17 protein-coding genes are annotated in these 23726 nt (G+C 69.4%); 9 read left to right on the plus strand and 8 right to left on the minus strand.

Translation table 11 applies throughout. The features are described from left to right. Window positions 1-39: 39 nt before the first annotated feature. The 5 genes from OG490_RS29610 to OG490_RS29630 all read right to left on the minus strand — a co-directional run bounded on the left by OG490_RS29610 (window position 40) and on the right by OG490_RS29630 (window position 10488). Window positions 40-6024 (minus strand): amino acid adenylation domain-containing protein, encoded by a 5985-nt coding sequence (locus OG490_RS29610; RefSeq protein WP_330299321.1) that lies wholly within the window; start codon window positions 6022-6024, stop codon window positions 40-42. After that, entirely contained in the window at window positions 6021-7448 is a 1428-nt protein-coding gene (gene glyA, locus OG490_RS29615; protein WP_330299322.1) for a serine hydroxymethyltransferase, read from the minus strand. The genes OG490_RS29610 and glyA overlap by 4 nt, the downstream gene beginning before the upstream one ends. An 88-nt stretch (window positions 7449-7536) precedes the next feature. After that, entirely contained in the window at window positions 7537-8331 is a 795-nt protein-coding gene (locus tag OG490_RS29620; protein ID WP_330299323.1) for an ABC transporter permease, read from the minus strand. Next, the gene (locus tag OG490_RS29625) at window positions 8328-9353 is read right to left on the minus strand and encodes an ATP-binding cassette domain-containing protein (RefSeq protein WP_330299324.1); all 1026 of its coding nucleotides are present in this window, start codon (window positions 9351-9353) and stop codon (window positions 8328-8330) included. Before OG490_RS29625 ends, OG490_RS29620 begins: the two co-directional genes overlap by 4 nt. Window positions 9354-9576: 223 nt before the next feature. Continuing rightward, window positions 9577-10488, minus strand: a complete 912-nt coding sequence (locus OG490_RS29630) for an FMN-binding negative transcriptional regulator (RefSeq protein WP_330299325.1) — start codon at window positions 10486-10488, stop codon at window positions 9577-9579. 50 nt (window positions 10489-10538) lie between these two features. Here OG490_RS29630 and OG490_RS29635 point away from each other — a divergent pair, with 50 nt between their 5' ends. The 7 genes from OG490_RS29635 to OG490_RS29665 all read left to right on the plus strand — a co-directional run bounded on the left by OG490_RS29635 (window position 10539) and on the right by OG490_RS29665 (window position 17120). Further along, a complete protein-coding gene (locus OG490_RS29635) occupies window positions 10539-11777 on the plus strand; it encodes an arginine deiminase (RefSeq protein ID WP_330299326.1) in 1239 nt (412 codons plus the stop codon). A 115-nt stretch (window positions 11778-11892) separates the two neighbouring features. Further along, the gene (gene ddaH / locus OG490_RS29640) at window positions 11893-12729 is read left to right on the plus strand and encodes a dimethylargininase (protein ID WP_443065891.1); all 837 of its coding nucleotides are present in this window, start codon (window positions 11893-11895) and stop codon (window positions 12727-12729) included. Between the two features lie 45 nt (window positions 12730-12774). Next, the gene (locus OG490_RS29645) at window positions 12775-14127 is read left to right on the plus strand and encodes a lysine N(6)-hydroxylase/L-ornithine N(5)-oxygenase family protein (RefSeq protein ID WP_330299327.1); all 1353 of its coding nucleotides are present in this window, start codon (window positions 12775-12777) and stop codon (window positions 14125-14127) included. A 233-nt stretch (window positions 14128-14360) separates the two neighbouring features. Next, window positions 14361-14576, plus strand: a complete 216-nt coding sequence (locus OG490_RS29650; protein ID WP_330299328.1) for a hypothetical protein — start codon at window positions 14361-14363, stop codon at window positions 14574-14576. Window positions 14577-14710: 134 nt separating this feature from the next. Next, on the plus strand, window positions 14711-14998 hold the full coding sequence (locus OG490_RS29655; protein WP_330299329.1) for an acyl carrier protein: 288 nt from the start codon (window positions 14711-14713) through the stop codon (window positions 14996-14998). Between the two features lie 156 nt (window positions 14999-15154). Next, window positions 15155-15889: a response regulator transcription factor gene (locus OG490_RS29660; protein WP_330299330.1), complete on the plus strand. Its 735-nt coding sequence runs from the start codon at window positions 15155-15157 to the stop codon at window positions 15887-15889. 595 nt (window positions 15890-16484) lie between these two features. After that, window positions 16485-17120: an LmbU family transcriptional regulator gene (locus OG490_RS29665; protein ID WP_330299331.1), complete on the plus strand. Its 636-nt coding sequence runs from the start codon at window positions 16485-16487 to the stop codon at window positions 17118-17120. A 1220-nt stretch (window positions 17121-18340) separates the two neighbouring features. Here the strand turns inward: OG490_RS29665 and OG490_RS29670 are convergent. Beyond that, entirely contained in the window at window positions 18341-18682 is a 342-nt protein-coding gene (locus OG490_RS29670) for a hypothetical protein (RefSeq protein WP_443065892.1), read from the minus strand. 209 nt (window positions 18683-18891) lie between these two features. Further along, window positions 18892-20067 carry a magnesium and cobalt transport protein CorA gene (locus OG490_RS29675; protein WP_330299332.1) on the minus strand — a complete coding sequence of 392 codons (1176 nt, stop codon included), beginning with the start codon at window positions 20065-20067 and terminating at the stop codon, window positions 18892-18894. Between the two features lie 180 nt (window positions 20068-20247). Between OG490_RS29675 and OG490_RS29680 the strand changes: the two genes are divergently transcribed. Together OG490_RS29680 and OG490_RS29685 are read left to right on the plus strand one after the other, a co-directional pair. Beyond that, window positions 20248-21465, plus strand: a complete 1218-nt coding sequence (locus OG490_RS29680) for a winged helix DNA-binding domain-containing protein (protein ID WP_330299333.1) — start codon at window positions 20248-20250, stop codon at window positions 21463-21465. Between the two features lie 107 nt (window positions 21466-21572). Next, window positions 21573-23114: an AMP-binding protein gene (locus tag OG490_RS29685; protein WP_330299334.1), complete on the plus strand. Its 1542-nt coding sequence runs from the start codon at window positions 21573-21575 to the stop codon at window positions 23112-23114. A gap of 112 nt (window positions 23115-23226) precedes the next feature. Here OG490_RS29685 and OG490_RS29690 read toward each other — a convergent pair whose 3' ends face one another. Beyond that, window positions 23227-23715 carry a glutathione peroxidase gene (locus OG490_RS29690; RefSeq protein WP_330299335.1) on the minus strand — a complete coding sequence of 163 codons (489 nt, stop codon included), beginning with the start codon at window positions 23713-23715 and terminating at the stop codon, window positions 23227-23229. Window positions 23716-23726 lie beyond the last annotated feature (11 nt).

The raw sequence follows: 23726 nt of genomic DNA on the forward strand, positions 1-23726 counted from the left end.
GATCCGGCATGGGGGGCGCGGCGTTGGGGCCGGGGAGGATCAGCCGGCCGTCTTCGCAGCCTCCAGGACGACACCGCGCAGGGAGTTGGCGGTGACGGCGAGGATCTCCTGGACCTGGGCCAGCTGCTCCTCGGTGAGGTGGTGGTTCTGGCTGCCGTCGCGGACTTCCTCGCTGAAGCGTCCGAGCATCCCCTTCATGCGCCGCTGCGACTCCTTGGCGTCCTTGGCCTTCGGCTCGTCCGCCGGCTTGCCCGATCCCCGCAGCAGGCCGGCGCGGATCCGCTCGTCGATGTTCTGGGCCATCCTGGACTTGAAGGCGTCGCCACCCCACTTCTCCAGGGCCTCCGCGGTGATCTGCTCCTTGAGCGCCTTGGCCTGTTCCTTGGCCTGCTGCTTGGCCTGTTCGCGCATGAGGGGTACCTGTGCCTTCGTTTCGGCGACGATCTGCCGGGCCATCGCTTTGGCCCCGTCGGGGTCGTTGCTGTCGGTCATGCGCCTGAGCGGACTGCCCAGGCTGGGGCGGGTCTTGGCGGTCGCGGGCTTGAGGTGCTCGGAGAGCTCCGCGACGGTGGGGTGCTGGAACAGCAGGCGGATCGATATGTCGACTCCGAGCGTCCGGCGCATCCGGCCGATGATGCGGGTGGCCTTGAGGGAGTTGCAGCGCAAGGCGAAGAAGTTGTCGTCGATGCCCACTTCGTCCACACCGAGGACCTCCGCGATCAGTGCGCAGACCGCCTCCTCCTGCGGGGTGCGCCCCTTGCGGCGCCCGCCGCCCGCGGATACGGACCCGGGCTCGGGAAGGGCCTCCCGGTCCACGGTGCCGTCGGCCGCCAGAGGCAGCGCCTCCAGCGCCACCACGGTCGTCGGCACCATGTGGTCCGGCAGCCGGCTCGCCGCGAACTCGCGCAGCTCCTCGGCCCGTACGCCGTCCGAGGTGCGCAGCGGCGCCACGTAAGCCACCAGCTGGGGCTCGCCCGTGGCCGCGTCGGCGCGGACGGCCACCGCCGCCTGGGACACGCCCGGGTGGGTGGCCAGGACGGCCTCGATGCCGGCGGTGGCGATCCGGCGCCCGCGTACCAGCGGCTGCGGGCCGCCGCGCCCGGAGTACTCCAGGGCGCCGTCGCGGGACCAGCGGGCCAGGTCCCCGGTGCGGTACATCCGGGCCCCGTCCGGACCGTACGGGTCGGCGACGAACCGCTCCGCGGTCAGGCGGGCCTGCCCGTGGTAGCCGCGTGCCACCTCCCCGGCGACGTACAACTCGCCGACCACACCTGCCGGTACGGGCCGCAGCGCGGAGTCCAGTACGTAGGCCCGCACGTTCCCGAGCGGCGCGCCGAGCGGGAGCACCTGCGTGCCCGGCCCGTCCGGGGCGGCGAAGGCGGTGGCGGCGACCGTCTCGGCGGGTCCGTAGATGCCGGTCACCCGCGCACCCTGGATCGCCCCGCGCACGCATCGGACGACCGACGCGGGCAGCGTGTCACCGGTGAGGACCACCGTGCCCGCGTAGATGGCGCCACCGGACCTGTTGAGGACCTCGGCCAGGAACGGGGCGACCGTGGCGATCACATCGCCCGTCCAGCCCCAGTCCTCGCCGAGGGTGTCGATGTCCGTGGGCAGTTGCGCGGAGGCGCCGGAGCACAGTGCGCCGAAGACCTCGAACAGCATGGCGTCGTCGTCCGGCGAGGCCGCCAGCAGCCGCGTCCCGGGAGTCAGTCCCGCACCGGCCGCGAACCGCAGCGCTCCGGCCGCCAGTGCGCCATGGTCGAGGGCGACAACGGCCCCCGTGCCGTCGGCCCGGTGCGGGCGGCGCACCCAGGCCAGGTGCCGCGGGTCCAGGGGGGCGGTGCGGTCCGCGGCGGTGGGGTCGGCGTTCTCCCCGGGGCCGATGGCCTCTGCGCCCAGTTCGTTGACGTCCGCCCGGGTGACGACCTGGACCGCCTCCGCCGGGGCCTGCCCGTCGGGGTCGATCAGGAGGAACGCGGCGCCGGACTTCAGCGTCCCCAGCAGCGCGACCGCCAGTTGCGCGGACCGGGGCAGGGCGAGCGCGACCACCGACTCGGGGCCGGCGCCGAGCCGGATCAGCCGGTGCGCCAGCCGGTTGGCCCAGGTGTTGAGCTCCCGGTAGCTCAGCGTGACCCCCTCGGAGACCACCGCGACCGCGTCCGGGGTCTCGGCCGCCTGCCGCTCGACCAGGGCGGGCAGCGGCTCCCCGGGCAGTGCCGAGTCCGTGCCCCGGCGCCCGGTGGCGATCAGCTCGCGCTCGGCGGGCAGCAGCACGTCGACCGTGCCGACACGCCGGGACGGGTCGTCCAGGAGCTGCTGCACCACCTCGTGCAGCCGTACGGCGATGCCGTCGACGGCGTCCTCGGTGAAGAGGTTGCGGTGGTACTGGAGGGTCAGGCGGATGCCGGGGTCGGTTTCGACGATCAGGGCCAGCGGGTAGTTGGCGGCGCCTTCGGCGTGCACCCCCGTGACCTCGATCCCCGCCGCGGCGCCGGCCTCGGCGATGCCGGCCTGGTCCACCGGGTACGACTGGAACGCCACGAGGGTGTCGAACAGGGCGTCCAGGCCGGTCTGCTGGTGGATGTCGACCAGGCCGTGGTGATGGTGGTCCAGGAGTGCGGACTGTCGGCTCTGCAGTCGGGTCAGCAGATCGGCGAGGGTGTCGCCTGGGGTGCAACGGACGCGTACCGGAAGGGTGTTGATGAACAGCCCCACCATGGACTCCACGCCCGGCAGCGAGCCGGGACGGCCGGAGACCGTCGCGCCGAACACCACCTCCTCGCGCCCGGTGAGCCCGCTGAGCAGGACCGCCCAGGCGCCCTGGACCACGGTGTTCACCGTGACGCCCAGCTCGGCGGCGCGCCGCAGCAGCCGCCGGGAGTCGTCCCGGGTCAGCGTGAGGCTGAGCTCGCCGGCGCCCCGGGTCTCGGCGCGCGGGGTGCCGGACGGGAAGAGCAGCGTCGGCTCGTCGACACCGGCGAGCTCCTGCGCCCAGACCCGCGCGGTCTCGGTGCGGTCCTGCCGGTTCAGCCAGGCCAGGAAGTCGCGGAACTCGTGGACCGCCGGGAGGCCGGAGGCGTCCCCTCCGGAAGCGTACAGACGCAGCAGGTCCTGCATCAGGATCGGCTCGGACCAGCCGTCGATGAGCACGTGGTGGGTGGTGAGCACCAGCTCGCACCGTTCCGGGCCGAACCGCACCAGGGTCAGGCGCAGCAGCGGCGGGGTGGCGCGGTCGAAGGGCCTGGCGTAGTCCTCGGCGAGGAAGCGCTCGAAGGCCTCGCCCCGCTCGGCGGGGGACACCGGGGCGAGGTCGATCTCCTGCCAGGGAAGCTCCACGCCGTCCACCACGAGCTGTACCGGATTGTCGTCGGCGTCCGCGACGAAGGCCACGCGCAGGTTGGCGTACCGGTCGAGCAGGGCCTGACCGGCCGTACGCATGCGGGTCGCGTCGACCTCGCCGGACAGGTGGAACACGCTCTGCATCTGGTACGCGTCGTAGCCGGTGTCGTTGAGCGTGGACTCGAAGAGGATCCCGGACTGCAGCGAGGTCAGCGGCCACACGTCCGAGAGCCCGGGGTAGCGCCGCTGCCAGTCCTGGAACTCCGGGGAGCCGGGATCGGCCAGGGGCGCGGAGACGGTTGCTCCGGTCGCGGGGACGGCGACGGTCGCGGCCCGGGCGAGCGCGGCGACCGTGCGGGACTCCAGGATCTGCCGCGGGGTGACCTCCAGGCCGCGGGCCCGGGCCCGGGTGACGACCTTGATGGCGCGGATGCTGTCTCCGCCGACGGTCAGGAAGTCGTCGTCGACGCCGACCCGGTCCATGCCGAGCACCTCGGCGTACACGGCGGCCAGGATCTCCTCCTCGGGCGACGCCGGTGCCCGGTAGACGGCGGTGGTGAACTCCGGCTCGGGCAGCCCGAGCCGGTCCAGCTTGCCGTTCGGCGTGAGCGGGAGCCGATCGAGCGTGACGACCGAGGCGGGGACCATGTACTGCGGCAGCTTCTGCGCCGCCAGGCTCAGCAGCACCCCGCTGTCGACGGCGGCGCCGGCCTCGCCCTCCTCGGGCACCACGTAGGCGACGAGCCGGTTGGAGCGGGTCACGACCACGCTCTGCCGTACGCCCGGGTGGGAGCGCAGCACGGACTCGACCTCGCCGAGCTCCACGCGCAGGCCGTGGATCTTGACCTGGAAGTCCTTGCGGCCGATCAGCTCGATCAGTCCGTCCGCCCCGAACCGGGCGGCGTCACCGGTGCGGTACAGGCGCTCGCCCCGCACCACGTCCCCGTACGACCAGTCGGTGAACCGCTCGGCGGTGCGCTCCGGCTGGTCCAGGTAGCCGCGGGCCAGGCCGACGCCCGCCAGGTACAGCTCGCCGGTCACGCCCGGCGGCACCGGCTGCATGGCCTCGTCGAGGATGTACGTGCGCTGGTTGGCCATGGGACGGCCGTACGGGATGCTCGTCCACTCCGGGTCGACCTTGTCCACGTCGTAGATCGTCGAGTGGATCGAGGACTCGGTGGCCCCGCCCATCACGATGAACCGCAGACCGGGAGCGACGGCGTCCACCCGCTCCGGCAAGGTGACCGGTACCCAGTCGCCGCCGAGCAGCGCCAGGCGCAGCCGTGGCAGCGGCCCGGCGCCGGTCTGCTCCAGGTGGTCGGTCAGCAGGTTCAGCAGTGCCGGGGCGGAGTTCCAGACGGTGACGCCCTCGGCGACGAGCAGCTCCGCCCAGTGTTCGGGGTCCTTCGTGCGACCGGCGTCGGGCACGATCACGGTGCCGCCGGCGATGGTCAGGCCCAGGAACTCGTAGACGGACATGTCGAAGCTGGGCGAGGACAGTGCGAGCACCGAGTCCCCGGGACCCACGCCGAAACGGGTGTTGAGGTCCGCGATGTTGTTCAGGACCCCGCGGTGGTGCAGCGCGATCGGCTTGGGCGCGCCGGTCGAGCCGGACGTGTGGATGATGTAGCAGAGGTGGTCCGGTTCCGCGAGGCGGCCCGGGCTGTGCTCGGGCAGCTGGGCCAGCATGTCGGCGTCCCGGTCGAGCAGGACCAGCGGCGGGCTCTGCCCGTCGCCCTCGGGCAGGCTCCCGGTCAGCTCCTCGCGGCTGATCATCACCGCGCAGGAGGTGCCGGCGACCATGGCGGCGATGCGCTCCGCGGGATAGTCCGGATCGAGCGGCACGTAGGCGCCGCCCGCCTTGAGGACCGCGAGCTCCGCCACGAGCAGCCGGGCGGAGCGGTCCAGGCACAGGCCGACCCGCACGTCCGGGCCGACGCCCAGGGACCGCAGGTGGTGGGCGAGCTGGTTGGCGGCGGCATTGACCTCGCGGTACGTCAGCCGCTCGGTGCCGTGGACGACGGCGATCGCCTCCGGCGCACTGTCCGCCCGGGCCTCGAAGGCCTCGTGCAGGCATCCCTGGTTGGGCAGCTCCGTCTCGGTCCGGTTCCACTCGACGAGGGTGTGGTGCAGCTCCTCGTCGGTGAGCAGCCGCATCCGGCTCACGGTGCGCTCGGGGTGGCGCAGTCCGTCCAGGAGCAGCGTGCGGTAGTGGTCGAGCAGCCTGACCACCGTGGTGTGCTCGAACAGCTCGGCGTCGTAGTGGAGTTCGACCCTTTCGGCGCGTACGACCAGCTGGAGCTCGAGGGAGGCGCCTTCTTCGAACGGGTCGCCGGCGGCGGCGAAGCCGACGGATGCGGTGCCGAAGGCATCCGCTGCGGTGCTGTCGTCCGCCAGGTCCCGCAGGGTCGTCCCACCCGTGACCTCGAAGCGGAGCTCGCCCGCCGGTACGGCCAGTGCGATGCGGTCCTGGCCGGTGTAGCGGTGCAGCACCGCCGCGAACGCCGCGGCGAGGACCCGGGGACGGATGGATCTCGATGTCAGCGGGGCGTTCTCGCTGGCCGTGCACCGGGGGGCCGCGCCGGGGCGGCGCGGCTGGTTCGTCGGTACGAGCGCGGGCGGCCAGAGCTCGGGGGCGGATCCGCGCCGGGACTCGGAGGCGGGGTGGTGGTCGGTGATCATGCTCCGACTCCGATCAGGGATACCGGGACACGGGCGGTGTCGATGGACAGGGGGTGACGGGCGCACAGCCACCGGACTTCCTCGCGGACCGTGGCGACCAGGGCCGGGTCGATCAGGTAGTCGGTGTCCGACTGCAGGCGGGTGCCGGAGAGGACGGTGTGAAGCAGCTGCGCGCACTCGCGCATCTCCACGGGGCCCATTGCGCGCTGCGCGAGGATGTTGGTGCCCAGGCGCAGGCCGCTGGTGACCAGCGGCGGCTTGGTGTCACCGGGGATGCGGTTGCGGTTCGCGAGGATGCCGCACTCCTCCAGCGCGCGCTCGGCGGTCACACCGGTCAGGCCGACGCCGGTGGTGTCGATCAGGACCATGTGGTTGTCGGTGCCGCCGGTGAGTACTCGATAGCCGAGGGCCGAGAGTTCCGCGGCGAGTGCCTGGGCGTTGAGCAGGATCAGCCGGGCCGTCTCCCGGAAGGCGGGCTCGGCCGCCATCGCGAAGGCGCGGGCCTTGGCGGCGATGGATGCCGGGCTGGGCGTGCCCTGTGACTGCGGGAAGACGGCGCGCTGGATGAGCCGGGACAGCGGAGTGCGGCCGTCGGGTCCGGGAGTCGTGTACTCCACCCCGCTGAGGATCAAACCGCCCCGGGGTCCGCCCAGTTGCTTGTAGGTACTGGTGGTGGTGATGTGGGCGACGTCGATCGGGCTCGGGTGCAGGCCGGCGGCGACCAGACCCGCGATGTGGGAGATGTCCGCGAGCAGATACGCCCCGACGGAGTCGGCGATGGCGCGGAACCGGGCGAAGTCGACCGTACGCGGGTAGGCACTGGCTCCGGCTATCAGGACCCGGGGCCGGTGTTCGAGGGCCAGTTCCTCCAGCCGCGCGAAGTCGATCCGGCCGGACTCGTCCAGGCCGTAGGACACCGCGTTGTAGTGGCGCCCGCTCACCGAAGCCCGGGAGCCGTGGGTGAGGTGACCGCCCGAGTCGAGGTCGAGCCCCAGGAGCGTGTCACCCGGGCGCATCAGCGCCGAGAGGACCGCGAGGTTGGCGGAGGAGCAGGAGTGCGCCTGCACATTGGCGTACCGGGCGCCGAACAATCGTTTCGCCCGTTCCACCGCCAGGTTCTCGACCCGGTCGAACTGCTGGGCCCCCGGGTGGTATCGCGCCCCTGGGTAGCCTTCGGCCGTCACGTTCGACAGGGCCGCTCCGCCGACGGCGAGGACGGAGGGATCCGCGATGCTCGCCGACGCGATCATCGCGAGGGTCGAGTTCTGCTGGCTCACCTCGGCGTCCAGCATCGCGGCGAGCTCCGGGTCGGTCTCGTGCAGGGAGCCGATGCCGATGCGGAGCAGTTCCGCCTGCTGGCCCGTCCAGGAACTGTCACCGTGAGACGTCGAGCGCGCCTCTCCAGCGAGCGACTGATGTGTCATCACCTGTACCTCATCTCGCGCTTGACGCGCCTCGACTCACGGAACGGAAAGTTGTTGGGGGGACTGCCGGGTGGTGGTGGGACGGGGTTCAGCGGGTGCGGTCGGTGTTGAAGTGCTTCATGGCCCAGACGTAGCCGAGGAGGGTGATGCCGGCGCACCAGGCAGCGGCGATGTAGCCGCTGTTGCCGATCTCCGTGCCCATGAGGAGGCCGCGGAGGGTCTCGATGATGGGGGTGAAGGGCTGGTACTCGGCGAAGTACCGCAGGCCGGTGGGCATCGTGTCGGTCGGGACGATGCCGGAGCCGACGAAGGGCAGCAGGATGAGGGGGAAGGGGGCGTTGCTCGCGGAATCGAGGGTTTTGGCGGCCAGGCCGAAGGCGACGCCGAGCCAGGTGAGAGCGAAGCTGGTGGCGGCCAGGAGGGCGATGGCGGCGAGCCATTCGATCGCGTTGGCGGTGGGTGTGAAGCCCATGAGCCAGGCGACGGCGAAGACCAGGGCCATGGAGGCGAGCGTCTGCAGGACGCTGGAGGTGACCCGGGCGATGAGGATGGCGGGGCGGAAGATCGCCATGGTCTTGAACCGGGCGATGATGCCCTCGGTCATGTCGATGTTGGTGGCCGCGGCGGTGCTGAGGGACCCGGTGGCGGCGGTCATGATGATCAGGCCGGGAAGGACGTAGTTGACGTAGTCGGTGCTGCCGCCGGGCATGGCGGCGGTCACGCCGGTGCCCAGGACGCCGCCGAAGACGTAGACGAACAGCAGCAGGAACAGGACCGGGATGCCCACGACGGCGATGATGGTGGTGGGGTAGCGCAGCAGGTTCTTGATGTTGCGGCGCAGCAGGGTGGCGGTGTCGGCCACCGCGTAGGTGACGGTGCTCATGCCAGGACCTTCTCCGTGTCGGCGGGCGCAGGGGCGTCGGCGTTGCCGACGCCGACGGTGGTGGGGGTCTGTCCGGTGAGGGCGAGGAAGACGTCGTCGAGATCGGGAGTCTTCAGGGACAGTTCGTGGACGGTGGCGGTGTCCAGGCGGCCCAGTACGTGCTGGACCGAGGCGGCGGAGCCGTCGCTGGACACGCGCAGGGTCAGGGTGTCGTCGTCGCGGGTGGCGGGGGTGCCGTAGAGGGCGGCCTGGGCCCGGTCGAGTGCGGCCGGGGAGGTGAACTGGAGGTCGATGCTGCCGCCGGGGACCTGCCGCTTGAGTTGTTCGGGGGTGCCCTGGGCGACGAGGCGGCCGCCGTTGAGGACGGCGATCGTGTCGGCGAGCTGGTCCGCCTCTTCGAGGTACTGGGTGGTCAGGAAGATGGTGACGCCGTCGGCGACCAGGTCGCGGATCAGGTCCCACATCGCCCGACGCACCCTCGGGTCCAACCCGGTGGTCGGCTCGTCGAGGAAGATCACAGGCGGGGCGGCGATCAGGGTCATCGCCAGGTCCAGGCGGCGCTTCATGCCGCCGGAGTAGGTGATCACCGGCTTCTTCCCAGCCTCTACGAGGTCGAACTGCTCGATCAGACGGGCGCTCCGCCGCTTGATGACCTGGGGGTCCAGGTGCCACAGCCGGCCCATCAGTTCGAGGTTCTCCGCAGCGTTGTGGAACATGTCGACCGCGGAGAACTGGCCGGTGACACCGATGCTGCGGCGTACTCCGTCCGGGTCCGATGCGAGATCGTGCCCGGCCACCGTGATCTGCCCGGCATCCGCCGGAGTCAGTGTGGAGAGGATCTTCACCGCGGTGGTCTTGCCGGCCCCGTTCGGGCCCAGCAGCGAGAACACCGAACCCTCCGGGATGTGGAGATCCACCCCGTCCAGCACCTGCTGCTCCCCGTACGCCTTCCGCAGCCCCGTAGCCGTGATCGCCGCACCCGAACGCGACCCCCGAGAGGGCCCGGGCTCACTCACCGACATGATTCCTCCTTGTAAAAGTGGGTCGTGGATCAGGTTGAATTACGGATGAGGGAAATCTCCGTGCCCTGATGGCGGAGCGATCCGCTGCTCTTTCCGCTGCTCATTGTGCTGCGCCGGGAAACCCTGCGCAGGCAGGCTGTGAGAATCCGGGCCGCGGCCATGGATGTAGCGCGGAACCCCATGTCGTACATCACGGGAACCTGCAGTCCACTCCTGGCCCGGCTCATGGCAGCCGGTTCATCAGTGCGGCGGTTGCGCGGTGCCGGGTGCACCCGCGCTCGGTGAATTCCTGCTGTACACGGCTGCGGATCTCGGGGCGCTGTTCCTGGCTGAGTTTGAACATTCCGTCGGCGCCCGAGACCGTGAATCGGAATCCGCCCACGTTCGGCAGGATCTGGCGGAAATAGGAGACGGACTCGGTCATGTCCCAGTCGGCGCCGAAATCGGCCTCGAAGGCCCGCACGGTGGACTTCACCACGTGCAGCGTCTCCTCGGCCGGCTCGGCCTCTTCGATCTTCTCGATCGTGCCGTGTACGTGGACCGAGGTGAAGTTCCACGTCGGGGCGGCCGGCGTCACCTGGTACACCGTCGGCGACACGTAGGCGTGCGGTCCCGTGAAGGTCAGCAGCGCCACATCGCCGGTCTTCAATGCGGCCCAGTGCGGGTTCGCCCTGTTCATGTGCCCGAGCAGGGTGACTCCGGACAGGCCGGCGGACCAGTCGGCCGTCATCTCCGGATCGGGGATCACGGGGAGGTGCGTGGCGAACGGGACCTCGGCGGGGCCGCCGTTGCTCAGCAGCAGCCCCAGCGGGTTGCCGCGGATCAGATCGGCCGTCCAGGAACCGTCCGGTTCTCGGTAGGGCGGGGGAACGAACATCGGGGACCGCTCCTTCTGCTGCTTTGTGAGCTGCGGCTTGTTGTCTGCGGAGAAAATTAGCCACCGGCCCTTTCGAGTCGTTATTGATCGGGCTTCGGGATCCGGGCCCCAGCTGCGTTCCTTGCCCGTGTCCGGAAAGCCGGAGGCGGGCAGCGGGTGCGTTTCGGACCCCCGAAGCGGGCCGACGGAGTCCGGCCACGGCGATGGCTGATCTTTGGCCGAAAAGAGTTCGATAACGAAAGAGAAACCGGTGTCCATAACTTCGGTGGACGAGTAGTCGCCGCCCAGGATCGAAGCCAGGAGAGAACATGTTCCATGTGAATTCTGAAGTCGGTGCGCTGAAACAGGTCATCCTGCACGAACCCGGTCTGGATTTGGAGCGGCTGACTCCGAGCAACAAGGACGAGCTGCTCTTCGACGACGTCGTTTGGGTGTCCAGGGCGCAGGAGGAGCACCGGGCCTTCCAGCAGCTCCTCCGCGACAGGGGAGTCACCGTCCATCTCCTGCACGATCTGCTGGCCGAGACGGTCAAGGGCGACGACGCGGTGGCTTTCGTACTCGACCGCATCCTCGACGAGCGTCAGCCCCATCTGGGCGCCTTGCTCGCCCGGGTGACAGAGCGGGTGCTGACCGGGATGGGGCCGGACGAACTGGCCACCCACCTGCTCGGCGGCCTGAACAAGCGCGAACTCCTCGAAAGGGCGGGGGAGAGACGACAGGCCGACGGCCGTTCCCTCGGACTCGCCCTGCTGGCGGACGACGACTTCATCCTCCCGCCGCTGCCCAACTCGCTCTTCACCCGCGACACCAGCTGCTGGGTCTATGACGGCGTCTCGGTCAACCCGATGAGGAAGACCGGACGCAAGCGCGAGACCGTCAACTACGAGGCGATCTACAACTTCCACCCGATGTTCGCGGGCAGCGGGGCCTACCGCTGGATCGACGGCGAGGCGATGGCGCCGGCCTCGATCGAGGGCGGCGACGTCGAGGTGATCGGCAACGGCACCGTCCTCATCGGCCTCGGCGAACGCACCACCCCCGCCGGCGTGGAGCTCCTTGCCCGCCGCCTCTTCCGCGCCGGTTCCGCGCAGCGCGTGATCGCGGTGGAACTGCCCAAGGCCCGTGCCCTCATGCACCTCGACACCGTGATGACCATGGTGGACAGGGACGCCTTCACCCTCTTCGCCGGCCTCGACCGCCACGCGCTGAGGTCCTGGACCCTGACCCCGGGCGCCCATGAGGCCCCCGACGTCACCGAGAACAAGGACCTCTTCGCCGCCATCGGCACGGCGCTCGGCCTCGACACGGTCCGCGTCCTGCAGACCGAGCAGGACTCGTACAGCTCCGAGCGCGAGCAGTGGAACGACGGGTGCAATCTCCTGGCCATCGCTCCCGGCAGCGTCGTCGCCTACGAGGTCAACGAGAACAGCAACCGGATGCTGGAGGAGAACGGCATCGAGGTGCTGCGGATCAGGGGCGACCAGCTCGGCCGGGGACGCGGCGGACCGCGCTGCATGAGCTGCCCGATAGAGCGCGAAGCCGTGTGAGCCGTCCGCCGGCGGCCGCCGCGGAGGAGCGGTCGCACCTGCTGCGCGAAATGACCACGAGATTCACCGCACGAGATTCATCCACGAGATCAACCCACCCTAAGGAAGCACTCCCTTGTCCCAGTCCCAGGCTCCCCGCAAGGCCACACCCCGCCACTACCTGATGTGCCGTCCGACATTCTTCGACGTCACCTACGCGATCAACCCCTGGATGAACCCCGAAAAGCCGGTCGACACCGATCTGGCGATCGAGCAGTGGGACGGCCTGCGCCGGCTGTACCTGGAGTACGGGCACACCGTCGATCTCATCGACCCCGTCGAAGGCCTGCCGGACATGGTCTTCTCCGCCAACGGCGCGACCGTGGTGGACGACCGTGTGCTGGTCGCCCGGTTCCACCACGCGGAGCGCGCCGCGGAGGCCCCGGCGTACCACGAGTGGTTCACGCGGCGCGGCTACCCCGAGGTCCACTCCGCCGAATACGTCAATGAGGCCGAGGGCGACTACATGGTCGTCGGCGACACCATCCTGGCGGGCACCGGCTTCCGGACCGACCCCCGTGCCCACGCCGAACTGGAGAAGGCCCTGGGCCTCCCGGTGGTCACGCTCAACCTCGTCGACCCGCGCTACTACCACCTGGACACGGCGCTCGCCGTGCTCTCCGACACCGAAGTCATGTACTACCCGGCGGCGTTCTCCCCGGAGAGCCTCGCCACCCTGCGCGAGCTCTACCCCGACGCGATCCCCGTCGACGAGGAGGACGCGGAGGTCTTCGGCCTCAACGCGGTCTCGGACGGGCTCCGGGTGTTCCTGCCCGAAACCGCGACGGGACTGGCCGCGCAGCTGCGCAGCCGCGGGTTCGAGCCCGTGGGGGTGGACCTGTCCGAACTGCTCAAGGCGGGCGGCAGCGTGAAGTGCTGCACGTTGGAGATCCGCCACTGGACCGCGGCCTGATCCGCACTCCTCACAACCATCAGCTCCACAACCGGGAGAGCCCCCATGAGTGTTCACGAAGACCCCACCTACGACGTGGTCGGCATCGGATTCGGCCCGTCCAATCTGTCGCTGTCCATCTCCTTGGAAGAGCACCGCGCCAATGTCCTGACGGACCCGGTCAAGGCCGCGTTCTTCGAGCGCCAGCCGTCGTTCGGCTGGCACCGCAACATGCTGCTGCCGTCGGCGACCATGCAGATCTCCTTCCTGAAGGACCTGGTCACCTTCCGCAACCCGGCCTCGCGATTCAGCTACGTGTCCTTCCTGCACGCGAAGGGCCGACTGGCGCAGTTCGTCAACCGCAAGGACTTCTTCCCGACCCGCCAGGAGTTCCACCAGTACCTGGAGTGGGCCGAGTCGAGCATGTCCAACGTCGTCACCTACAGTTCGGCCGTCAGCGCGATACGCCTACCACCCGGAGACGTACCCGGTACGTCCGAGCATCTGCAGCTCGAGATCCGCGACACCGCCGGGGGCGCCACCCGGCTCGTCAACGCGCGGAACGTCGTCATCTCGACAGGGCTCCAGCCGCGCATGCCGGACGGGGTGGTGCGGGACGAACGGGTCTGGCACAGCTCCGAGTTCCTCGACAGGTGGGGCAGGGTCGAGCCCGAGGAGCTCAAGAGCGTCGCGGTGGTCGGTGCCGGCCAGAGCGCGGCCGAGATCACCAAGTTCTTCCACGAGCGGCTCCCGCACGCGCAGGTGCACGCGATCCTGCCGTCGTACGGGTACTCCGTAGCGGACGACACGCCCTTCGCCAACCAGGTGTTCGACGCCGACGCGGTCGACGACTACTACGACGGCGCCGAGTCGGCGCGCGACGCCTTCTGGCGCTACCACCGCAACACCAACTACGGGGTGGTCGACGACGCCGACATCCGATACCTCTACCAGGTCACGTACGACGAGGACGTGGCCGAGGCCAAGCGCCTGCACTACCACAACCTCAGCAAGGTCCAGTCGGTCGAAGTCGACGGGCGCGGGAGGAAGGTGTTCCTGAAGTCGCTGCGCGGCGGGAAGCCCCAGCCGCTCGATGTGGACGCGATCGTCTTCGCCACCGGCTACGCGGGCATGGACCCGACCCATCTGCTCGGCGACCTCGACCGCTACTGCCTGCGTGACGAGGCGGGCCGCCACCGGGTGGAACGCAACTACCGGCTCGTCACCACACCCGAGCTGACCTGCGGCATCTATCTTCAGGGAGGTACGGAGCACACGCACGGCCTGACTTCGTCGCTGCTGTCGAACATCGCCGTGCGCAGCGGTGAGATCGCCGACTCCATCATCCAGCGGCGTGCGGAACGGGAACTGGTGCCGGCTGTGGCCGGGCGACTCGAGGCCGGGGAGAAACGCCTCTGATCTTCCTCCGCCCGCCTTTCCGTTGCATATGACTGTCGGCCCCCAGGATTCGTCCAGGGGGCCGACAGCCACGTCCGGAGGGGAAATAGATAATTTCATAGGGCACTCTTCGTGCCCGGAGTTTCCCTCTAATTGGAGGATTTCCTCCATGGTGAGGGCGAGTGCAATCGCGTAACTTCAAAATACGCGCACATGTCAGAGGGTTCCGAACGGGCCCGGAGAGAGGCGGAACAATGGATTCCACGGCAGGCTCGATGATCGCGGGCTCGGTACTGCTGAGCACGACGACACTCCTCGCAGCGGGGCTGTTCTGGGCCTCGGCGACCTCGACCAGGGAACGGCGGACCGCCTGCCGTACTGCGGCGCAGCAGCAGGAGTTGCGCAGCGAGGTGGCCGAGCTGGGCAAGCGGGTCGGTGCGCTGCAACGGCTCTTGGAGGGGCTGGACTGAGCCTCCATAACCTCCGGCGGAACTGGAGCGATATTGCATTGATAGGGCTGTCGCCTAACGTCTCCCTGCATGAAGACGTGATGCCGAAACGGCTCACGATGGGCGGAGTGGGTATCCCAGTGGAGGCGAAACAAATGACCGGCGAAGACGACCGTGAGAGCTCCAGCCGACCGGCGACTGAGAGTGAGCGCAGGCTGGCCGCCGCGTGGGCCGATATGCTCGGCGTTCCGGTCGAACGCATTCGCCGGGGCGACAACTTCTTCGAGATCGGCGGCACGTCGAGGGCGGCCGCGCGGCTGGTGACAGCGCTGGAACGGCGCCTGACCATGAGCGAGTTCGCGCGGACGCCCACCCTGGCCCTCATGGCGGACCTGCTGGACCGGCGTCCCGCGGTCCCCGGGGTTGCGGCCCTCGGTGGATGAGATGAAGACCGCAGTGAAGGCGCTCTACGATCGGGTGCCCAGGTCGTGCCTGACCGGACGTCCGCGACAGAGGCGGGCCGGGCCGGCGAACTCATCCCTCGGACAGCCGAGTTGCACGGCTGTCCGTGTAGGCCCCAGCCAAGGAAGTGATCCGCTGTGCGACTGATCATCGCCGAAGGCTCCGCGATACTGCGGGCAGGCCTGGCACACGTACTCGGCGACTACGGTCACCAACTGGCCGCTTCCGTCCATGACGCCAGGGTGTTGCCCGCTCTGATCTCCACACACCGTCCCGACGTCCTCATCGCCAACGTCCGGCTGGCGCCCACCTGGAGCGACGAGGGCGTGGAGGCCGCGCTCGACGCCCGCCGCCGACACCCGGGCATCGGCGTCCTGGTCATCTCGGCGGTCCCCGAACCGCAGCATGTCGCCCGACTGTTCGCGGGGGACGGCGCGGGCCTGGGCTATCTGATCCAGGACCGCATGACGGACACCGGCGAGCTGATGGACACGCTCGCCCACGTCGCGGTGGGCGGTACCGTGGTCGATCCCCGCATGGTCGGCGCGCTGGCGGCGGGCACCGCGCACCGGTTCGGCGGCGGCCGCGGGACCGTGCTCGACGCGCTCAGCGAGCGTGAGCTGGAGGTCCTCTCCCTGATGGCGCAGGGCCGTACCAACAGTGCGATCGCAGCGCGGCTCGTCGTATCCCAGGGAACGGTGGAGAAGCGGGTGGCGGCGGTGTTCGACAAGCTGGACATCCCCGGCAGCCCGAGCGACAACCGTCGGGTGCTCGCGGTGTTGCGTTATCTGACGGATCAGCACGCGCAGCTGACGGTTCCTCGCGACCTCAAGCAGGAGCCACGTCACAGGATCCTCAACAGCGTGGCATGAGCGCTTTGTTGTCCGACTCGAACGAGCCGCGCCGGGTCGGCGTTCCCGGCGTGACGCCGGCGTCCCCCTTCGAAATACGGTCTCGCCGAGTGCGGCCTGGACGAAGTCCGGACGACATCAATTGCCGGTGAACCGAACGCCCTTGTCAGACGTACAGCAGGACGAGGGCGGCCCGGGTGATGCCGTCGAGGAACCAGCGACGGCGGTGTAGGTGATCGTGGTCTCCGCAGGCATGCCCCTACCTGGGCCGCATGCCTGTCCGACGCCGGGTCACGACCCCGAACGCACGCGCGGTCACGCACCGCAACCGGACGTTGCCTTGACGATCTCATTGCCCGCGCTCCCGCGAAGTGATCTTGACAGCTGAACTACTCGGCTGCTTTCCTCGAATCTGCTCGAAATGTAAAAGTGACAATTCCAACCGCGTGCAGAACTGACCGAAACGGGGGTCATGTGCGTGATCCTGGCTAATAGCGCCGATGGCGGAATAAGCGCGCCTCCATCATCCACTCCACGGGCGGAGAGGATGATTCCGCCGCCGCGCGGAGGCTTACGCAGAGGGCAGCCGCGCGCTGACCAGGTGCTCACCACAAGGGTGGGGCTGAAGCTGCCGGACCTGCTTGCCTTCGAGGAGTGGGAGCGGGCCGGACGTCAATTGGCTGGTGTCCTGGATTCCTCCGCATGGTGGCTGGGCGACTGGCTGACCTATGGAAAGGACCACTTCTCCGACCGATACCAGCAGGGCATACAGGCCGCCGGACTGCAGTACCAGACCCTGCGCAACTACGCCTGGGTAACCCGCCGGTTCGAGCAGGGCAGGAGGCATGCTCGACTGACGTTCCAGCACCATGCGGAAGTGGCCTCGCTGTCGGTGGCGGAGCAGGACACGTGGCTCAGCCGGGCCGAGGAGCTGTCCTGGACGACGAAGCAGCTCCGCAATGCCCTGCGGGAGGCCAGGGGGGCGGAGGTCTTGAAGTCCGAAGGCCGGGACGGCGTCCGCCGGTTGGCCGTGCCTCGCGACCGCTTTGATCGGTGGCTCAAGGCCGCCGAGCGCAGCGGTGCCGAGGTGGACGAGTGGGTGCTGTCCACGCTCGACTCCGCCGCTGAGCTGGTCTTCGGGGAGGCGGTCGAGCTGGCCGCCGATGAGACCGTCCAGGCCGGACATCCCCGAACTGCACCCCAGCTACCGGAAGCAGCGCTCGACTTGGAGGTCGTGCGCGTCGCGGAGTGATCCGGGCGATCCGGTAATTCGCGTGATCCGGGTGGCCCATGGGGCGGAAGGAAGGCCGTGCGCACCATGGGGCTGCGGAGGTTGAGGATGCGGCGGTCTGGGTTGATGCAGTATCGATCCGCCATGCTCAGTCGGTAGGTGCGTTCTCGGCTGGTCCCTTGCGACCGGCTTCGCGGGGCCGGCTGTCCTGTTAACAGGACAGCCGGCCTTTGCGTTTGGGGGAGCGGAAGCGGGAAGCAGGGATGTCCATACGAATCCTTAACGCGAGCTCCTCTTGATTTTCTCCGACGCTTCCGCGACCATCCGGACGGATTTCGATGGGTGCCGTGGAAAGATGTCCGGCGATTGGTCGGTGAGTCCTCCGCAGTCTGCCTTGTCGGGTTTCATTGGATTCACGTAATCCGTAACATCCGTGACATCTGTTTCAAGCCATCCACCCCCGAGCGGATCTCGACGGGAAGGCGGCGGCAATTCCATCCGGGCCAACGATTTCTCGCGAGCAATGGTGGGCGAGAATCAGCCACTCCTTGATATCGTATCCAACATTCCGCTTTCTTATGCGGCTTCTGCCCGCGGTCTTTGGCAATCGGTCAGGCCGGTCCGGCCGGCGAGGGAATTGCGGCAATGGGACCTGGAAGCCGTGCGCGCCCGGTGGGCCGGGACGGGCGGGCGGGCGTCAGGGCGTGCGGGACGAGGCGTCGCGTGCCGGATCGTGCCGGATCGTTTCGCCACGGCGGTAGGCGCCAGGGGCGCGGGCTGCGGGGTGGTGATCGGCCCGGCGGGTGTACACGCCGACGATGTCGCGCGGGCTGTCCCGGCGGATGCTGCGTACGTACTCGACGGCCGGGCAGTGACCTCGCGCAAGGGGGAAGGGAATCGATGATCAGGGTGTGCAGGCAGGTGCAACTTCCCTCGGGGCGCCTCTACTTCGCTCTACCCAAGGGCGGCAAGACGCGCATCGTCGACATGCCCCGGTCGGTGCTGCCCAGAACTCGGGAGGTGAGCCTGGCCCGTTCCGGAACCGGGTCTTCGCGAAGAACAGGAAGATCTTCGTGAGCTCCCCGGTACGAAACCAGGGGATCATGCCGCCAGGAGGGCCAGACATACAGCCAACGCGGAGGCGCCCCAGTCGCCGGTGCGCGCGGCCAGTGCGGCGAAGACCTCCTCCTCGTCCCGTCCGGCGGCCGGCTGAGTGAACGTCCGCGACGACGGCGCTGGGTTCAGCGGCAGAGCTCCATGATGGTGTCGTCGAAGTCGGGGAACTCCTGCGCCGCCAGCTCGATCACGGCTGCCGCCGACCGGCGCTGGTGCGGTGCGAATCCTTCGGCGACGGCTGCCAACTCCGGATTGGGGTGCGCCCTCCAGTCGGGCTCGTACGACGTGGCGGCTTCCCAGGGGCCGAAGCCGTCGGCCAGGAGCCACAGGAAGTCACCCAGGTCGCGTGCTACGACACCGGTCTCTCCCTCGGACCCGAGGAAGACGACGGGCTGCTCGGCCAGTGGCCGGCTCGGGCGGATGAGCCAGATCGCTGCGTACCCGCCCGTTCCGTCCTGTCCGAACACGCGGAAGTCGCTGCCGTCCAGTTCGCTGACCCTCCGCCACCGCGTGCGGTCGAAGGTGGTCGGCGGTGCGGGAAGGGCTGTCCCAAGGTGCGGGGGAGTGCCCGGCACGGGTGGGCTGCGGATTCTCCTCAGATTCTCCCTAGGGGGCCCTGCGGGCCACTTCCAGATGTTCGCAAGAGCTAAGTTGATCAACGATTCCGGTGTGCGATCTACAGCCAGTCGCGCTTCTTGAAGATGAGGTACAGGCTGACGCAGACCACTGCCATCAGCAGGATTGCGAAGGGGTAGCCGCCTGCCCACTTCAGCTCCGGCATGTCTTCGAAGTTCATGCCGTAGATGGTTCCCACGAGTGTGGGTGCAAAGAGGATGGCGGCCCACGAGGAGATCTTCTTGATTTCCTCGTTCTGCTCGAAGCCGGCCTCGGCCAGGGCTCGCATTTCGGCGTTCTGTTGTTGGGAGACCAGGGTGGCGTTGACCGTCAGGATTTCGGTGAGGGCCTGGCGGAAGCCGTCCACGCGTTCGCTGGTGTGGGTTACGTGGTCGGCCACGTCGCGGAGGTAGCGCTGGAGTTCCTCGTCGGTGCCGTACTTGGCGAAGCCCGCCATCAGGCTGTGGAGCATGCCGACCAGGGGGCGGGTGGCGCGTTGGAATTCGACCATTTCCCGGGAGAGTTCGTAGATGCGGCGGGAGACCTCGGGGTCGCCGCGGAACACCTCGGTCTCGATCTCGTCCATGTCGTTCTGGACGCCCTCGACGACCGGGGCGTAGCCGTCGACCACCGCGTCGAGGATGGCGTAGAGGGCGGCCTCCGGGCCCAGGGAGAGGAGTTCGGGGGACTCCTCCATGCGGCGGCGGACCGCGGAGAGGTCGGGGGCGGCGCCGTGGCGGACCGTGATCAGGAAGTCCGGGCCGACGAAGATGTGGAGCTCGCTGAAGTCGACCTCCTCCAGGGCGTCCAGGTAGCGGGCGGCGCGCAGGACCACGAAGAGGGTGTCTCCGTACCGTTCCAGCTTGGGCCGCTGGTGGGCCTCCAGGGCGTCTTCGACGGAGAGCGGGTGGAGGTTGAACTCGGTGGCCAGGGAGTGGAGTTCTGGCTCTGTGGGGCGGTGGAGGCCGATCCAGGCCATGCCGTCGGGCTGTTCGCGCAGCCTGCGGAAGGTCTCGGCGAGGGTGGTGGGCGTGGCGACTCGGACGCCGTCGCGGTAGACGGCGGAGTCGATCACGCTGCGGTGGTCCGGGGGCGTGGGGGCCGGCGGGGCCGGCTTCGGGGTCCGCGGGGGTGTGGCCGGGGGATGCGAGGCAGGGGATCCCGGGCGGCGCCAGCCACCGGCGCGCTTCGCGGGCGAGGCGGGGGGCGAGGGGCGGCGGTCTGGGCGCTCCGACATCGAGGGTGACATCGCAGGCAGCTCCCGGGCGAATGTGATTGATGCGGTTTGCGAGCAAGGGGCAGGATATAGCGCGGAATGGGGGGTGGTGGGTGGCGGGGACGTTGTGGGTGTGGGTGTGGGGTGGTCGGTTTTGGGTTGCGGACAGGAGTTGTCCGCAAGGGCGGCTAGTTTTCTGTCATGGCCTCCACCACCTCCAGGACGACGCATCCCGTACTTGATACCCGTTCGCTGAACCGCGCCACGCTCGCGCGTCAGCTGCTCCTGAGCCGCGCCGAGATGCCGGCGAAGGATGCCGTCGCACACCTCCTCGGACTGCAGGCACAGAACGTGAAGCCGCCGTACTTCCAGCTCCACGCCCGCCTCGCCGGATTCCGGCCCGCCGAACTCGCCGGGCTCATGGAGTCCCGGGAAGTGCTCCGGATCGTCACCATGCGGTCCACCATCCACACCCACACGGCCCAGGACGCGCTGACGTTGCGGCCGCTCGTGCAGCCCGCCCGGGACCGGGAGGTCAACAACTTCCGCAAGGGCCTGGTCGGAGTCGACCTGGACCGGCTGGCCGGGCTCGCGCGGGATTTCGTGGAGGAGGAGCCCCGCACCATGGGAGAGATTCGCGAGGAGCTGCTCAAGGAGTGGCCCGATGCCGACCCGCAGTCGCTGTCCGTCGCCGCGCGCTGTCGGCTGCCGCTCGTGCAGGTCACCCCGCGCGGGGTGTGGGGGAGGAGCGGGCAGGTGCGGCTCACCACCCTCGGCGTGTGGGTGGGCGCGGAAGCAGAGGCAGGGGTAGGGGCAGGGGCAGGGGCAGGGGTGGAGGGCGAGGTGGGGGAGGTGGATGACGGGGCGGTTGCCGTCGATGACGCCGTTCTGCGCTATCTGGGTGCCTTCGGCCCCGCCTCCGTCAAGGACATGCAGACCTGGGCCGGTCTCACCCGGTTGCGCGAAGCGTTCGAGCGGTTGCGGCCGCGGCTGGTCGTCTTCCAGGACGAGAACGGCGTGGAGCTCTTCGACCTGCCCGAGGCGCCCCGCCCCGGGGCCGACGTGCCCGCGCCGCCGCGCTTCCTCCCCGAGTTCGACAACCTGCTCCTCTCCCACGCCGACCGGACCCGCGTGATCGCCCCCGAGCTCAAGGGGCGCACCTGGACGGGGAACCAGGCCCACTGCGTCCTCCTGCTCGACGGCTTCCTCGCCGGGCTCTGGAAGCTGGACGGGAACGTCCTCACCGTCGAGCTGTTCGAGCCGGTCGGTTCGCTCGGGTCGCTCGGGTCGTTCGAGTCGTCCTCCGGGGCGACGAAGGACCGTAGGGCGGAGATCGTCGCCGAAGGGGAGGTGCTCCTCGCCGCCATGGCCGAGGACGGCGCCGGCGGGTCCGTCCGCTTCGGGTCAATCCACGGCTGACGCCGCTCTGGTGGCCCGGCCTCCCGACACGGCACGATGCACCGTGTGCCATGTATGCATGCACCGGCGCCATGCGTACCTGTTCCGGACATAGGAGAGAGCAAGCAATGCGGATTCCCATGACCGTCACGGACTTCCTCGACCGGGCGGAGCTGGGGTTCTCCTCCAGCCCCGGCGTGGTCGACGAGCCCGATCAGCCCGCGGCGCCGGTGCCCGACTCGACGTACGGGCGGCTGGGCGAGCGTGTCCGGGCCTGGCAGGCGGGGCTGGACGCGCTGGGGGTCGGCGAGGGCGAGCGCGTGGCGGTGGTCAGCCACAACTCCGCGCGGATGCTGGAGCTGCTGTTCGCGGTGCCGATGAGCGGCCGGATCTGCGTGCCGGTCAACTTCCGCCTCAAGCCCGAGGAGGTGGCGTACGTGGTCCAGCAGTCCGGTGCTTCGGTCCTGCTGGTGGACCCGGAGCTCGACGAGTCGCTCTCCGCCGTCAAGGCGCGCCACCGCTTCGTCCTGGGCACCCAGACCGATACCGAGCTGATGCGCTTCGGCGTGGAGCCGCGCCCGTGGTCGCGGCCGGACGAGGACGCCACCGCAACGATCAACTACACCTCCGGAACCACGGCCCGCCCCAAGGGCGTGCAGCTCACGCACCGCAACATCTGGGTGAACGGCCTGACCTTCGGCCTGCACACCCGCGTGTGGGAGCGCGACGTCTACATGCACACCCTGCCGATGTTCCACTGCAACGGCTGGGGCATGCCGTACGTCATGGCAGGCCTCGGCGTGAAGCAGGTCGTCCTGCGCAAGGTGGACGGGACGGAGATCCTGCGCCGCGTCGAGGAGCACGGGGTGACCCTGATGTGCGGCGCGCCCGCCGTGTGGAACATGGTGCTGGACGCGGCGGCGACCTGGGAGGGCGCGATCCCGGGCCGCGACCGGGTACGGATCGTCTGCGCGGGCGCCCCGCCGCCGACCAGGACCATCCAGCGGGTGGAGGAGGAGCTGGGCTGGGAATTCACCCAGATCTACGGCCTCACCGAGACCTCCCCGCTCCTGACCTTCAACCGGACCCGGCCCGCCGACGCGGACCTGCCGGCCGAGGAGCGTGCGCGCAAGCTGTCCCGCGCGGGCCTGCCCGCGCTCGGGGTCAAGCTGAAGGTCTCGGACTCCGGAGAGGTCCTGGCCCGCTCGAACGTGGTGCTCGACGGCTACTGGGACAAGCCGGAGGAGACCGGGGCGGCGCTGGAGGGGGACTGGTTCCACACCGGCGACGGCGGCACGGTCGACGGGGCCGACGGCCACCTGACGATCTCCGACCGGAAGAAGGACGTGATCATCACCGGCGGCGAGAACGTCTCCTCGATCGAGGTGGAGGACGCGATCTTCAGCCATCCGGCGGTCGCCGAGGTCGCCGTCATCGGCGTCCCGCACGAGAAGTGGGGCGAGACGATCAAGGCCCTGGTGGTGCTGGCCGAGGGGGCGACGGCCCAGGAGGCCGACATCATCGCCTACTGCAAGGAGCGCATGGCGGGTTACAAGGCACCGACGACGGTCGAGTTCCGCGATGCCATTCCGCGCACGGCCACGGGCAAGATCCAGAAGTTCAAGCTCCGCGACCCGTACTGGTCGGGCCGCGACCGGCAGGTGAACTGACCACCGAGGCGGTCAGGCCGGAGCGGCCTCCCGGCCGGTACGGGGCTGCGCGCGCAGCCCCGTACCGGCCGGGAGGCCGGACAGCCGGACAGTCGGGCAGCTGCACCGGGCACTACGCCGGCAGCTGCGCCTCGATCGCGGCGACGACCTCGGGGGACTCGGGCTCGGTGCCCGGGCGGAAGCGGCCCACGACCTCGCCGGCCGGGGAGATCAGGAACTTCTCGAAGTTCCACCGGATGTCCCCGGCCTCGCCCTCGGCGTCCGGGGTCTTCACCAGCTCCTGGTAGAGCGGGTGCCGGTTCTCACCGTTGACCTCGGACTTCTCCAGTATCGGGAAGGTGACGCCGAAACCGGCCGCGCAGAAGGTCTGGATGTCCTCGGCGTTGCCCGGCTCCTGCTCGCCGAACTGGTTGCAGGGCACACCGATGACGGTGAAGCCCTTCTCCTGGTACTTGAACTGCAGCCGGGCCAGACCCGAGTACTGGGGGGTGAGACTGCACTGCGAGGCGGTGTTCACGAGCAGGATCGCCTTGCCCTTGTACGCGGCGAGGCTGGTGGGCTCGTCGGACAGGGTGGTCAGCGGGATGTCGTACAGGCTCATCAAGCTCTCCT

Source organism: Streptomyces sp. NBC_00503 (assembly GCF_036346895.1).
Lineage (GTDB): Bacteria > Actinomycetota > Actinomycetes > Streptomycetales > Streptomycetaceae > Streptomyces.